We start from the raw sequence: 13,739 nt of genomic DNA, 5'->3' as shown, positions 1-13,739 counted from the left end.
CCGGTTCTCGTGAGATTTGACGAGGCGGCCACGCGGGCCGCCTTCGGCGATATTACCCCGATCAGTAGAATTCGTCGTAGTGGACCTGGTCCTGCGGCACGCCGCGCTCAAAAAGCATCCGCTTGATCGCTTCGGCCATGGGCGGAGGGCCGGCGAAATAGATCTCGAATTCGGCGAGCCGGTCGCCATAGTGCTCGGCCACCGCTTCATGGACGAAGCCCTGCGCGCCGCTCCAGGCTTCGGCGCTGTCGATGGGGTGATGAGAGAGCACCGGCACGTAGTGGATGCGCTTGCCATAGCCGGGCAGGGCTTCGAGCATCGATTCACCGCAGATATCCCGCACCATGCGCCCGCCATAAACGAAGTGGATTTCCCGATCGGCGAGAGCCGAGTCAGAGGCTGCGGCGCGGGCGATGGAGATCATGGGTGAAAGACCCGACCCACCGGCGAGACACAGGATGTCGCGCGGAGCGTCGGGGCGCAGATGCGCGGTGCCATAGGGACCATCGATGGTGATTTCGTCGCCGGTCTTCAGCGCCTGCAGCGCGCTTGAGCCGGCACCGCCCGGGACGAGCTTGATCTGGAACGACCATTGCGATCCGGCCCCGGCAATCTCGCACATCGAATAGGCGCGTGGGGCGTCCATGCCCGGCAGATAGATCAGCGCGTATTGTCCCGGCAGGGCCTGGGCAGGTTCGAAAAGCGTAAAGGTGAACTCTCGGATGTCATGCGTGATGGGCGTGGAGGCCGTAAGCGTCGCTCCCATGCGCCGGGGGCGGTGAGTGGGAACGCAGGCGGGATCGAGGCGTACTTTGATTGTGCAGTCGGAAGAGGGGCGGGCCTGGCAGCCCATCCAGCGGCTCTTCTTGAGGTCGCGTTCGGACCAGGCCGGTGGCTCGGAAATGTGGGTGACTTCTCCCTCGACGAGCGTGAAACGGCAATTGCCGCATGAGCCGGTATTGCAGGCGTAGGGAAAGCCCAACCCGGCTCGAAGGGCGGCGCGCAGGATCGTGTCATCCCCGCAGACGAATGTCGTTTCGGTGCCTTCGATGGAAATATTCATGCTCTGCCTCCGGACTTTTGCGCACGCTAGGGCGTGGACAAATCGGGGAGAAGAACCGTCATCTGGTCAGAGCTATTAGAAAGACTTAGATCGCTTCGGGCGTGTGCTGAAGGAAGACGTGCTTGGTTTCGAGGAAGTCGGCCAAGCCTTCGACCCCATGCAAGCGACCCAGCCCGCTCTCGCCGAACCCGCCAACTTCCGCTTCGGCGAACTGACGGCGGTGGCAATTGAGCCAGACCGTGCCGAAGCGCAGCCTGCGGGCCATGCGGTGCGCGCGTTCGAGGTCTCGTGTATGCACACTCGCTGCGAGGCCGTAGACGGTGGCGTGGGCCTTGGCCAGCGCTTCGTCTTCATCGCCGAACGTTTCGAACGTGATGATGGGGCCAAAAAGCTCGGTCTGGACGTAGCGTGATTGCGGATCGTCGATGCCGACGAGGGTGGGGGTGAGGAAATTACCGGTCCCGCCGCGCGCTTCTCCAGCGACAATGACATTGCCGGCCTCGTTTGCGCCTTCGATCAGACCGACAAGCCGCTGGCGATTGGTCTCGTCGATCACAGGGCCCATCTGGCTTTCGGGCGAGGAGGCGGGGCCGACCCGGATGGCGCGAAAGCGTTCGGCGAGGCGCCCGCGCAGGGTCTTTTCGAGATCGCTGTGGACGAGAAAGCGGCTGGCGCACATGCAGAATTGACCTGCGACGGACAACGCGCCGAAGGTCAGTTCCTGCACTGCGCGGTCGAGGTCAGTGTCGGGGAAGACAATGGCCGGCGACTTGCCGCCGAGCTCGAGCGATAGGCGCTTCATGGTCGGCGCGGCGGCGGCCATGATGGCCATGCCGGTGCTTGATGACCCCGTGAAGCTGATGACGTGGATGTTGCGCGAGGCGACGAGGGCGCGGCCCACTTCGGTGCCGTTTTCGTTGACGATGTTGGCCACGCCGGGTGGCAGGTCAGGGTCGGCGAGAAGGGCATCGAGAATGGCCCGATTGATGAGCGCGGTCTGAGGGGCAGGCTTGACCACCACGGTGCAGCCGGCGGCGAGAGCCGGTGCGAGGGAGCGCACCAAAAGGGTCACGGGTGCGTTCCAGGGCACGATGACTGCGGCAACGCCGGCGGCCTCTCGCGAAAGAATCGAGAGCCCACCGGGCACGACTTCGCCGCTTCGGCCCTGCGGCAGGCGGGTAAGTCCCGCGTAGAACCGCGCTTCGGAGATTGCGGATGCCAGTTCGCCTTGGGCCTCGTGCTTGAGCTTGCCATTCTCGAGCGAGAGCAGGGCAACGAGCTCGTCCCTGCGCTTTTCGAGCCGGTCGGCGAATTTGCGCAATATGGCTTCGCGGAGCCGGGCATTGGCCGGCCAATCGGTCTCGAAAAAGATCCTCGCCGCCGTGGCTGCGGCTTGCTCGGCTATCTCGGCCGATCCTGCCGCATAGCGGCCGATCACAGCTCCGGTTGCCGGATCCAGGCTGTCGATCCATCGTTCCCCGGCGCGATCCTGCCCGCCGATATGGTTGAGCGCGTCCATCCCTGTTCCTCCCGCAGACCAATGCGGGCCATGTTATCGGGCGGTATAAGCTACGCGCATACCGAAACATATTAGCTGGTGAAATGAATTCTTTCTTGTGGTTTAGGCCCCTCGCCTTAGCCTGACAAAAGCATCGCTGACATGCGAGATGGCTTTGGCCCCGTAGCCGCCGGACGAGGATGGTCGGCTTTGGGGCGCCCCGGGAGGAGATATGACGGATACAGCGCCCACTTGGCGGCATAATGATTTGCGCGATCTCATCGGCAAGTTCGAAGAGCTCGGTGAAATCGCCCATATCGACAATGCCGATTGGGATCTCGAAATCGGCGCGGTGGCCGAGATGGTGGCCCAGCATACGCCGGGCCGTTCCCCTGCGGTCCTGTTCGACAACATAAAGGGCTACCCCAAGGGCTTCCGCATTCTATCGGGCGCCGCCAATTCGTTCCGCCGGCTGGCAACGGTCCTGGGGCTGCCGATGCCTAAGGACGAGACCGATCTCGTCCAGTCTTACCGCGGCCGGCTCAATTCCGATTTCAAGCTCATTCCGCCCGTCGAGGTCGAGGACGGTCCGATTCTCGAAAACGTCATCGAGGGCGACGATATCGACCTGTTCAAGTTCCCCGTGCCCAAGGTGCACGAGCTGGACGGCAACCGCTACATCGGCACTGACGACATGATCGTCATGCGCGACCCCGAAAGCGGCTACATCAACCTGGGCACCTACCGCATCGCCGTTCACGATCGCAATACGGTCGGGATCTGGATCAGTCCGGGCAAGCACGGCCGGTTCATCCGCGACAAGTATTTCGCCAAGGGCGAGCCTTGCCCCGTTTTGATCTCGTGCGGGCAGGACCCACTGCTGTTCCTGGCCAGCCATCAAGAGATTCAGGGTGGCATTTCCGAACTCGACTATGCCGGCGGCCAGCGCGGTCGGCCCTTCGAGGTGGTCAGGTCCAAGACGCACGGGCTCCCGATCCCGGCCAATGCCGAGATCGTGCTGGAGGGCTGGATTCATCCGGGCGACGAAAAGCTCGAAGGCCCGTTCGGCGAGTTCATGGGCTATTACGCTTCGGAAGCTTCGATGCAGCCTGTGGTGCGCATTGAGCGCATCTATCACCGGAATGACCCTATCCTGACGCTCGCCGTCCCGTCGCGGCCGCCGGAGAATTTCACCTTTGCACGATCCGCCATCAAATCGGCCATGATCTGGGACGAGGTGGAAAAGGCCGGCCTGGCGGGCGTGACCGGCGTCTGGTGTCACGAGGCTGGGGCAGGGCGGTTGTTCAACGTCATATCGATCAAGCAGAACTACCCGGGCCACGCCATCCAGGCGGGGATGCTCGCCGCCAATTGCCGGGCCGGTAATTATGCCGGGCGCTGGACGATCGTCGTCGACGACGACATCAACCCGGTCGAGATCAATGACGTGATCTGGGCCATTTCGACGCGCTGCGATCCGGTAGAGGACATCGATTTCATCCGCAAAGCCTGGTCGACCCCACTCGATCCCATGCTGCCCAAGGCACCTTGGGAATCCAATCGCGCCGTGGTCAATGCCTGCAAGCCCTATGGGCGGATCGCGACGTTCCCCATCACAGCCGAAGCGGGCCCCGCCCTGCGGCGCTCGATAAATGAGAAATGGCCGGACCTTTTCCGGTAAATGCCTCACTACGATCGACATAACGGGAGGAACAGATGACGATCACATTGAACCGCCGCCAGATGCTTGTGGCCTTGGGAGCAACGACAGCCGCCGCAGGCATGCCATTCTCGGCCTTTGGCCAGACTCAGGCAGTGCGGATCGGGACGTCCAGCGTAGGCTCGGTCTTTTATACGCTTGCCATCGGGGCAGGCGAGATCATTAGCGAATATGCGGGCATCAACACCACGGTCGAGCCGGTCGGTGGGTCGGCCGCGAACATCAACGGTCTGGTCCTGAACAATATCGATCTTTCGATCAACAACTCTTTCTCGGCCTATTCCGGCTTTACCGGCCAGTTCGGCTTTCCCGAACCCTTCAACATCCGCCTCCTGATCCAGGGGCAGCCCAGCTACCGCTGGATCTTCGTGCGCGAAGGATCGGGGATCGAAACGCCCGCCGACCTCAACGGCAAGACGATTATCGGCGAGCGGCGCGCGCTGCCTGAATTGCGGTTGCTGCTCGATGCGTTCATCGAACATTTCGGGCTGGACGAAGGCTCGATGAACGTCGTCGAGACCAATGAGACTACCGGCGCGATCGAAGCCATGCGCATCGGCAGCGTCGATGCCGTTATCCTGCCGTTCAGCCCGCGCGCGGGGCAGATCGAGGAGCCGATGCTGGCAGGGGCCATGAAGTTCCTGCGGGTCTCGCCCGAAGATCGCGATGCGCTGCTCGAACTGCTGCCCGCCGCGTTCTTCGGCGTCGACCAGCCGGCCAACGATTTCTCCAACCAGCCTGAAGTCGTGCCGCTGACGTCGCTCAACACCTACTTGATCTCCGATGCGAGCCTCGATGAGGAAGTTGCCTATCAGGTGGTTAAGGCGTTGTTTGATAACCACGAGGAATTCGTTTCCTACCACGGGACCGCAAAGGACTGGACGGTGGAAAATACCCTCCGATCCCCCGCCGTTCCGTTCCATCCCGGCGCCGTCCGCTATTTCGAGGAAACTGGCGTGTGGACCGAAGAGCTGGCCGCAAAGCAAGAAGAGCTGCTCAACACCTGATCAGCACCAATTGAAGGCCACCCGCTTTGCCGGGCGGCTTGGTTCCCTTTGGCGAGGAGCGTATCCATGAAGCTCTTGGATCGAATAAACATTTCTTCGGGCTTCCTGTTGGCCCTCACGACCATTACGGCGATATGGCACCTGGTCATGATCGCGCAGCTTCCGACCTGGTTCGGAATTTTCATCCCCCAGGAATCGGTTCGCGCCATCAGCCTGACCCTGGCCGTTCTCCTCATATTCCTTACGCTCAATAACAAGCACAGCGACACCGACGAGGTGCATGTCACTAATGTGAGACTCAAATGGTATGATGGGCTGCTCTGGCTGGCGTTGGCGATAAGCTGCGGCTTCGTCGTCTTTTTCAACGACCGCCTTCTCGACTACGGCTTTTACGGCACGCTCGACACGTTCGGTGTGGTGATGGCGCTTTGCCTCGTTGTGCCGGTGCTCGAAGCGGTTCGGCGCAAGACCGGCATCGTGCTGCCCATCATCATCCTGACCTTTGTCGCCATTGCGATGCTGCAGCGCTACCTGCCCGGCGTCCTCTACGGCCAAGGCTATTCGCTCGAACGCCTGCTTTACAGCGCATATGTTTCCAATGCGGGCGTTTTCGGCATGCCTTTGGGCATTGCGGTCAATATCGTCATCGTGTTCCTGGTGTTCGGAGCGCTGATGGAGCGGGCCGGCGCGAGCCGCTGGTTCATGGATCTGGCGCTGTGTCTCACCGGTTGGTCGCGCGGCGGACCGGCCAAGGCGGCGGTTCTCTCTTCGGCCATGTTCGGGTCGATCTCGGGCTCGCCTTCGGCCAATGCGGCGACCACCGGCGTTTTCACCATCCCGATGATGAAGAAGGTCGGCTACAAGCCTGAATTCGCCGCTGGCGTGGAAGCCGTCGCCTCGACGGGCGGCATGATCCTACCGCCGGTGATGGGCGCCATCGCGTTCCTGATGGCTGAATGGATTGGGCGGTCCTATGTCGAAGTGGTCACTGCCGCGGCGCTGCCGGCGATCCTCTATTTTCTGATCGTCTTCTTCTCGGTGCACTTCGAGGCTCGCCGCAACGGTATCAAGGCCATTCCCAAGGTCGACCTGCCCAATCTCTGGCACACGCTCAAGACCGGCTGGTACAATGCTGTTCCGATCCTGGCGCTCATCTGGTTCCTTATCCTGATGGCAATGCCTCCGGGCATGGCTGGCATCTATGCCTCGCTCGTCGTCCTCGCTTGCAGCTTCTTTTCGCGTGACCGCAACTTCTGGCTGCTGCCCATGAACATCGTGCTCGCCTTGCGCGATGCGGTGATGCGGTGGCTGGTGATCGTCGCGATCACCGCGTCGGTGGGCATCATGATCGGTGCGCTCGAACTCTCGGGCGTCGGCATCAACGTCTCCCGCTTCATCGTCGATTTGGGTGGCGGCAATCTGCTGGTGACGCTGATCCTCGTGGGTATAGTGAGCCTGATCGTCGGCATGGGGCTCGACGCGACGCCGGCCTATGTGACGCTCGCAACGCTGATGGCGCCGGCACTCATCCGCATGGGCGTGCCCGACATCGCGGCCCATCTTTACGTGATCTACTGGGGGCTGGCCTCGTTCTTCACTCCGCCCACCTGTATCGCGATCTTCGTGACCGCTCCGATTGCCGGTGCGTCGATATGGGGCAGCGGGTGGCAGGCGGTGCGGCTGGGGATTGCTGCGTTCCTTGTGCCGATCGCGTTTGCGCTCAATCCGGCGATGCTGATGGATGGCGACCTGTTCTCCATCGTGCATGTGGCGCTAACCGCGCTGGTCGGGGCCGTTCTGGTAGCAGCAGGGCTGCGCGGGTTCGCGTTCTCTATGCTTAACATGCCCTCACGGGTGCTGATAACGATCGGTGGCGCGTTGCTGATCATGCCCTCACTTTATGCCGAACTGGCCGGAGCTGCCCTTGCGATCGTGGGGATCGCGCTTTCCAGCTTCCCCATTCCCGGGCTTGCTCCGGCATCGCAGAAGCAGGACGTCTAGAATGGCCTTGATCCTAAAAGGCATGACAGTCGCGGAGGCCTATCTGCGACTGCTCAAACTGCGCGGCATCGACTATCTGTTCGCCAATGCCGGCACCGACTTTGCGCCGATTATCGAAGCCTTCGCCAAGGCCGGTTCGGATATTGGCCTTATGCCCGAGCCCGTTCTGGTTCCGCATGAAAACGTCGCCGTCTCGATGGCCATGGGCCATGCGCTGATGAGCGGCAAGCCGCAGGCAGTGATGGTGCATGTCAATGTGGGCACGGCCAATGCGCTGTGCGGGCTGATGAATGCCAACCGCATGCAGGTGCCGATGCTGTTCACCGCCGGGCGGACACCGATCCTCGAATCCGGTGCCCCCGGTGCGCGGTCGGGCTTCATCCACTGGCCGCAGGAAATGTACGATCAAGGTGGGATCGTGCGTGAGATGGTGCGCTGGGACTACGAGTTGCGCGACCCGCGCCAACTCGAAGCGGTCGTCGACCGCGCACTGGCGATGGCGGGTTCGAGCCCCGCCGGACCGGTCTATCTTACGTTGCCGCGCGAGATCCTCGCCATGGAAGTGGATACGATCAGCTTGGCCGACACCAGCGCGATCGTGCCAGCCCGTGCCGGCCTGCCTCCGGCTGCCGCGCTCGATGAGGTGGCCGGATGGCTGAGGGAAGCGCAAAACCCGGTGCTGGTCACCTCGGCGACCGGGCGGACGCAGGAGGCGCTGGATGCATTGGAGGCCTTTGCCGAAACGTTTGCCGTTCCCGTCATTCCCTTCAACCCCCGCTTCATGGAAATCTCCCACGACCACTCCATGAACATGGGGCCGGATCTGGCGCGGTTTCTTCCCGAAGCCGATCTCGTCATCGTCTCGGAAACCATCGCGCCGTGGATGCCGGATCAGGTCCGCCCGCCCGAGGGGTGCAAGGTCGTACAACTCGGCGAAGATCCGCTGTTCCGCGATCTGCCCATGCGCAGCTTCCGCGCCGATGCTACGCTGGCTGGCTCACCTGCCCAGATATTCCGCGCGCTTCTTGATCGCGTCGAAGCGGGCGACAAGGCGGCGGCGCGGCGCGAGCGGCTGCTCGACCGGACGCCCTCGGCCATCACGGCGGCGGAACGCGACGGGGCCGCAATGCCTGCACCCAAGGACGTCACCCGGGCCATCGCCGAAATCTGCGCCGGTGTGCCGGTCTTCAAGGAATCTCCGGCACTTCTCGACGATTTCGGGCTCGATAGCGCTGGAACCTTCTTTTTTTCTGGCGCTTCGGGTGGGCTGGGTTGGAGCATGGGGGCGGCGCTGGGTGCGTCGCTGGCCAAGGACCGCCAGCCGGTCGTCGTCACGGTCGGGGACGGGTCCTACATGTTCAACACCCCTCTCGCCGCCCATCACGTGGCGGCATCGCAATCGATCCCGTTGCTGACGGTCATCTACAATAATTGCGCTTGGAACGCTGTCCGCCGCTCGACGCATGGCATGTATCCGTCCGGCTACGCCAAGGCGGCCGCCAAGGAACCGCTAACCGATTTCGCCATCGATTTCGATTATGCGCGAATGATGGACGTGGCGGGCGGCCATGGGGAACGCGTCGACAGGCTCGACCAGCTCGTCCCGGCGCTCGAGCGCGCCATGGCGGCCATACGGTCGGGGCGGCAAGCCCTTGTCGATGCACGCATCACGGCCGGCCGCAAGTCCTGATCCCCAACCGTTATTCAACCCTTGCGCCGGCCCGGCCGGCGCATGTCCATTGCAATGAAAGCGAGTTTCCGCATGCAATATATCGACGCGTTCAACCACTTCTTCCCCAAGCCGCTTTGGGAGAAGATCCAGAGCTTCGAGGGCGCGGGCAAGAACATCGGCAAGCGCATGCAGGGCATCCCCTGCATCTACGACCTCGAGGAGCGCTTCAAGGTCATCAAGCCGTTCGAGAACTACCGCCAGATCCTCTCGCTTGGCATGCCGCCCATCGAGCAGATGGGCACGCCCCAGGAAACGCCCGAACTGGCGCGCCTGGGCAATGAGGGCTTTGCCGAACTGGTCGCCAAACATCCCGAGCATTTCCCCGGCTACCTCGCCGCCGTGCCGATGAACAACCCCGATGCGGCGGTCAAGGAACTCGAGCGGGTGTTTTCGGCCAATGACGGGGCGGTGGGCGTGCAGCTCCACACCAATGTCAACGGCGCCCCGCTCGACGACGAGCGGTTCTTCCCCATCTTCGAGACGGCGCAGAAATTCGACCGGCCGGTGTTCCTGCATCCCTCGCGCGGCGAGGAGATGCCCGATTACCTCACCGAGGACAAGTCGCGCTACGAGATCTGGTGGACGTTCGGCTGGCCCTACGAGACCAGCGCGGCGATGGCGCGCATCGTGCTCTCGGGCATGATGGACAAGCTGCCGAATCTGAAACTGCTTGCCCATCACCTTGGCGCCATGGTGCCCTATTTCGAGGGCCGGGTCGGCCCGGGCCAGGATCAGCTGGGCAAGCGGACCTCGACAGAGGATCTGAGCCATGTGCTCAAGGACCTCAAGAAGCGGCCCTTCGACTATTTTAAGGATTTCTACGCCGACACCGCCGTGTTCGGCTCCCGCGCCGCAACGGTGTGCGGGCTGGAATTCTACGGCGCTGACAAGGTTCTGTTTGCCTCCGACAGCCCGTTCGATCCGGAAAAGGGTCCCGGCTACATCCGCGACACCATCGCGGTGCTGAACTCCCTCGACCTGCCGGCCCAAGACATGGAAAAGATCTGCTTCAAAAACGCCCAGAAGCTGTTCCGCATCGAATGAACGATATGTTGCCACACCCTAGCACTACTTTGGCATGTTTAGTTGCGGGCGCGTTTTGAGGATTCCCGCGAGGCGTTTTCGATGATTCATGGGCGGTCGGCTTTTGGAGGGGCCGGCCATGGATGGGAACTAGCACGTTGATCTGGAGCGCTGGCTGACGCCGTTTGTTGCAGTGCTGCGGCACAAGACGCGGGCCCGGATGTGCCCGGCATATATCACGGGCTTGATTGACCTCTCGCGGGTGCCGCGTCCAGCCGCGAAGGTCTTCGCAGGATGCGAGGAGCTTCCCATCGCCCACCTAGACGCGGGCCGAGACCTCGACTTCATCTGCCTTAGCGGCCGAATGAGCTCGGCCATTCGAGCCATTCATGCTGATCCGGGGCATGACTGGCGGCTCGGCGAGCTTGCCGCTATCAGTCACCTGTCGCGCTCGCAGTTTTCCGCTCGTTTTCGGGAGTCCGTCGGGCGATCGCCGATGGACTATCTGCTGCATTGGCGAATGACAGTGGCGAGAAGAGCTCTTGCGACGCGCGGGGCTTCCGTGGGCGCGGTGGCTGCGAATTTGGGCTACACGTCGGAAAGCGCCTTTGGCGTGGCATTCCGTCGCGTGACGGGCATCACGCCTCGTCGTGCGTTGGTGAATCTGAAAAACAAACCTACATCGTGAATTCTCATGATGTCATCACTTCGATTCACGAAGAGGCTTAATACCACTGGTGGCCAGACGGGGACTAGTCACGGCAACCACTCGACATGCGCGGGAATGCCCGTGCCTACGAGAGAAAGATCACCTGGTGGCGAGCAGAGCTTGCACCCTATTGCCAGTGGCAGCTTCCGGGACTATGCGATTCAGCGGCAACGTCTAATAGGGGGTCGGATGCCGAACGTCGGCTTTCTTCGTTTCTTTGCCAATACCGGATCGACAGCAAACGGCCCCTTCCCGGCCATACCATATACGGCGACAATGGGCACGAAGCTCTCATTCATGACGCCAAGTTATCGAGCAATTTCAACTATATAGATGTTCGCTGATCTGTTCTGACCGGCGCGCCATTTAACTACTTGAAATTACTGCGCTATTTCTACTTCTTCGGGCGTGGTGCTTCCAAGGCTTTCCATTTTGGAAGCGATATGGAAGCGCGGCGGTGGGAGTTGCCCTGCGCCCGGCATGCCTTTAGAGCGACTACCTGATAACCGCCTCATCTCTTATCAATCCGTCAGCCCGCCACCTAACCGATTAATGGTGCGATGAGGAAAGGCTTGCGTTCTCATTCTCTTAGTTGAGACCGACAGATAATCCCATCAGCCCTCATTTTGCGGACGTTGGCCATCGGCTTGGGGCGATATCCAGCCGATTCGCCGGGCCATACCCCCACCCCTATCTGGCTGGGGCCCCACCGCCCACCCTGGGGTTGGTCATTCCTCGCGCGGGAAAACCACTATGCCGCAGATAACGGTTCATTTCGGTTATGATATGATATATCATTACTATTATGGCCAGGCCCTGCACCACATGCCAGCATATCCATCGATCCGCCATCGACAGACGGTTGGCCGCTGGCGAACCTATCAAGCGGGTGGCGATGGACTATGGCCTTTCCCCTGTGAGCCTTGGTCGTCACAAAGCCAATTGTGCCGGGATCGCCCCCGGCCCGACAATCACCAAGACTGCAAGTCGAGCCGAAGTCGCCCTTGCATCGCTGCCAACCCGTGATGAGCTTGGCGAGGCCCATCGCGACCTCCGTAAGCGAATAGATGAGATTGTCAGCCAAGCACAGAATGCTGGGTCCCTCGCCGTGGCCCTGCAAGGGTTGAACGCGCTGCGACAATCGCTCGACAGCCTTGCCCGGATCGCCGGTCACGATAAACCGGCTACCTCGCAGGTAACGGTGGATGTTTCGATCAACATCAACACAGCTGTCGAGCAGATCATCGCCGTGATTGGCCCTTCACCATCGCGCCATCAGATCATGCAACTGGAAAGGCTGGTCGATGATGAGTGAGGCTTTTGTCTGGGATCGGCGGTGCAAAATTCGTCCACGGTAGCGGCGGGATAGTCCCGCTTCGGGCGGCGTAAAAGTCGTCCACCTATTGTCCTTCTGCAATGAGCGCAGGAGGGTTCGGGGATCTACACCGTGGAATTGTATCTGAAGGTCCGTCTGGCCTGCTCGGAAGGGATGACGCAGCGCCAGGCCGCGAAGCATTTCAACATATCGCGCGACAGTGTTCGCAAGATGCTGTCGTATTCGACCCACCGGGCTATCGACGCCAGTCACCAATCCGGCGGCCGAAGCTCGATGCATTTGTTTCGACCATCGATCGATGGCTGGAAGAGGATGTAAAGGTCCCGCGCAAGCAGCGCCATACGGCCAAGCGGGTGTTCGACCGGCTTCGCGACGAATGCGGGTTCACCGGCGGGTATACGATCATCAAGGATTACATGCGCGAACGTGATCAGCGTCGCCGGGAGGTGTTCGTGCCGCTGGCGCATCCGCCCGGCCACGCGCAGGCCGATTTTGGCGAGGCGATGGTGGTGATCGGTGGTGTCGAGCAAAAGGCGCACTTCTTCGTGCTCGACCTGCCGCACAGTGACGGCTGCTATGTGCGGGCCTATCCGGCGGCGGTGTCGGAGGCCTGGGTCGACGGTCACGTCCATGCGTTCGCCTTTTTCGGAGCCGTGCCGCAATCGATCGTCTACGACAATGACCGCTGCCTGATGGCCAGGATCCTGGCCGACGGCACCCGCAAGCGGGCGACGCTGTTCAGCGGTTTCCTGTCCCATTACCTGATCCGGGACCGCTATGGCCGTCCCGGCAAGGGCAATGATAAAGGAAGCGTCGAAGGTCTCGTCGGTTATGCGCGGCGCAACTTCATGGTTCCGATCCCGCAGTTTGCGACATGGGCTGCGTTCAACACCTGGTTGGAAGAACAATGCCGCAAACGCCAGCTCGACAGGCTGCGCGGTGAGAGCGAGACGATCGGGGAACGGCTGCAGCGCGATCTTGCCGCCATGCGCCCGTTGCCTGCCTCGCCTTTCGATGCGTGTGATCAGGCCAGCGCCAAGGTGACGGGGCAGTCTCTGGTGCGCTACAAGACCAACGACTATTCCGTCCCGGTCGCCTATGGCCGTCAGGACGTCTGGGTCCGGGGCTATGTCGACGAAGTGGTGATCGGCTGCCGCGGCGAGATCATCGCCCGCCACCCTCGAAGCTGGGATAGAGAAGACGTCGTCTTCGATCCGCTGCATTACCTGCCGCTGATCGAACAGAAGATCAATTCGCTGGATCAGGCCGCGCCTCTCCAGGGCTGGGACCTACCCGAGGAATTCGCCACGCTGCGCCGCCTCATAGAAGCGCGGATGAACAAGCATGGCCGGCGGGAATACGTGCAAATCCTGCGTCTGCTGGAAAGCTTCGAGCTTGCCGACCTGCATGCGGCAGTGAAGCAGGCCCTACAGCTCGGCGCCATCGGCTTCGACGCCGTCAAGCATCTGATCCTGTGCCGGGTGGAGCGTCGGCCGCCGAGGCTAGACCTGTCCATCTATCCCTACCTGCCGAGAGCGACCGTCGAGATGACTTCGGCGAAGGCCTATATGCACCTGCTCGGCGGTGCTGAAGCGGAGGACGCGGCATGAACACCGAAGCTCCCGAGATCCTGCTTTCCCACACTCTCAA

General features: G+C 61.7%; 9 protein-coding genes and 1 pseudogene. 8 read left to right on the top strand and 2 right to left on the bottom strand.

Annotated elements, in window-relative coordinates; genetic code table 11:
- Nucleotides 1-61: 61 nt before the first annotated feature.
- Both V4T21_RS02785 and V4T21_RS02780 read right to left on the bottom strand, forming a co-directional pair.
- Nucleotides 62-1,063 carry a 2Fe-2S iron-sulfur cluster-binding protein gene (locus V4T21_RS02785; RefSeq protein ID WP_332712753.1) on the bottom strand — a complete coding sequence of 334 codons (1,002 nt, stop codon included), beginning with the start codon at nucleotides 1,061-1,063 and terminating at the stop codon, nucleotides 62-64.
- A gap of 85 nt (nucleotides 1,064-1,148) precedes the next feature.
- A complete protein-coding gene (locus tag V4T21_RS02780) occupies nucleotides 1,149-2,582 on the bottom strand; it encodes an aldehyde dehydrogenase family protein (RefSeq protein WP_332712750.1) in 1,434 nt (477 codons plus the stop codon).
- 211 nt (nucleotides 2,583-2,793) lie between these two features.
- Between V4T21_RS02780 and V4T21_RS02775 the strand changes: the two genes are divergently transcribed.
- The 8 genes and pseudogenes from V4T21_RS02775 to istA all read left to right on the top strand — a co-directional run bounded on the left by V4T21_RS02775 (nucleotide 2,794) and on the right by istA (nucleotide 13,699).
- The gene (locus V4T21_RS02775; protein ID WP_332712748.1) at nucleotides 2,794-4,242 is read left to right on the top strand and encodes a UbiD family decarboxylase; all 1,449 of its coding nucleotides are present in this window, start codon (nucleotides 2,794-2,796) and stop codon (nucleotides 4,240-4,242) included.
- A gap of 35 nt (nucleotides 4,243-4,277) precedes the next feature.
- Complete coding sequence (locus tag V4T21_RS02770) at nucleotides 4,278-5,288, top strand: TAXI family TRAP transporter solute-binding subunit (RefSeq protein ID WP_332712745.1); 1,011 nt, start codon at nucleotides 4,278-4,280, stop codon at nucleotides 5,286-5,288.
- A gap of 66 nt (nucleotides 5,289-5,354) precedes the next feature.
- Nucleotides 5,355-7,289 carry a TRAP transporter permease gene (locus V4T21_RS02765; protein ID WP_332712742.1) on the top strand — a complete coding sequence of 645 codons (1,935 nt, stop codon included), beginning with the start codon at nucleotides 5,355-5,357 and terminating at the stop codon, nucleotides 7,287-7,289.
- 1 nt (nucleotide 7,290) lies between these two features.
- The gene (locus V4T21_RS02760; protein WP_332712739.1) at nucleotides 7,291-8,979 is read left to right on the top strand and encodes a thiamine pyrophosphate-requiring protein; all 1,689 of its coding nucleotides are present in this window, start codon (nucleotides 7,291-7,293) and stop codon (nucleotides 8,977-8,979) included.
- A gap of 72 nt (nucleotides 8,980-9,051) precedes the next feature.
- Nucleotides 9,052-10,065, top strand: a complete 1,014-nt coding sequence (locus V4T21_RS02755; protein WP_332712736.1) for an amidohydrolase family protein — start codon at nucleotides 9,052-9,054, stop codon at nucleotides 10,063-10,065.
- A 343-nt stretch (nucleotides 10,066-10,408) separates the two neighbouring features.
- Nucleotides 10,409-10,732: a helix-turn-helix transcriptional regulator gene (locus tag V4T21_RS02745; protein ID WP_332713992.1), complete on the top strand. Its 324-nt coding sequence runs from the start codon at nucleotides 10,409-10,411 to the stop codon at nucleotides 10,730-10,732.
- A gap of 883 nt (nucleotides 10,733-11,615) precedes the next feature.
- Nucleotides 11,616-12,068 carry a hypothetical protein gene (locus V4T21_RS02740; RefSeq protein WP_332712733.1) on the top strand — a complete coding sequence of 151 codons (453 nt, stop codon included), beginning with the start codon at nucleotides 11,616-11,618 and terminating at the stop codon, nucleotides 12,066-12,068.
- Nucleotides 12,069-12,200: 132 nt separating this feature from the next.
- Nucleotides 12,201-13,699 (top strand): annotated as a pseudogene (gene istA, locus V4T21_RS02735) (IS21 family transposase).
- Nucleotides 13,700-13,739: the final 40 nt, after the last annotated feature.

Origin of the sequence: Pelagibacterium mangrovi (assembly GCF_036662815.1) — a bacterium.
In the GTDB taxonomy this organism is placed as follows: Bacteria; Pseudomonadota; Alphaproteobacteria; order Rhizobiales; family Devosiaceae; genus Pelagibacterium; species Pelagibacterium mangrovi.
Note: the sequence above shows the minus strand (reverse complement) of the source record. Positions and strands in the feature narration are given on the sequence as shown.

What these genes read in the sequence shown, in the direction of transcription:
- V4T21_RS02785 (WP_332712753.1), bottom strand. Translation starts at nt 1,063, where the DNA reads ATGAATATTTCCATCGAAGGCACCGAAACGACATTCGTCTGCGGGGAT.
- V4T21_RS02780 (WP_332712750.1), bottom strand. Translation starts at nt 2,582, where the DNA reads ATGGACGCGCTCAACCATATCGGCGGGCAGGATCGCGCCGGGGAACGA.
- V4T21_RS02775 (WP_332712748.1), top strand. Translation starts at nt 2,794, where the DNA reads ATGACGGATACAGCGCCCACTTGGCGGCATAATGATTTGCGCGATCTC.
- V4T21_RS02770 (WP_332712745.1), top strand. Translation starts at nt 4,278, where the DNA reads ATGACGATCACATTGAACCGCCGCCAGATGCTTGTGGCCTTGGGAGCA.
- V4T21_RS02765 (WP_332712742.1), top strand. Translation starts at nt 5,355, where the DNA reads ATGAAGCTCTTGGATCGAATAAACATTTCTTCGGGCTTCCTGTTGGCC.
- V4T21_RS02760 (WP_332712739.1), top strand. Translation starts at nt 7,291, where the DNA reads ATGGCCTTGATCCTAAAAGGCATGACAGTCGCGGAGGCCTATCTGCGA.
- V4T21_RS02755 (WP_332712736.1), top strand. Translation starts at nt 9,052, where the DNA reads ATGCAATATATCGACGCGTTCAACCACTTCTTCCCCAAGCCGCTTTGG.
- V4T21_RS02745 (WP_332713992.1), top strand. Translation starts at nt 10,409, where the DNA reads ATGAGCTCGGCCATTCGAGCCATTCATGCTGATCCGGGGCATGACTGG.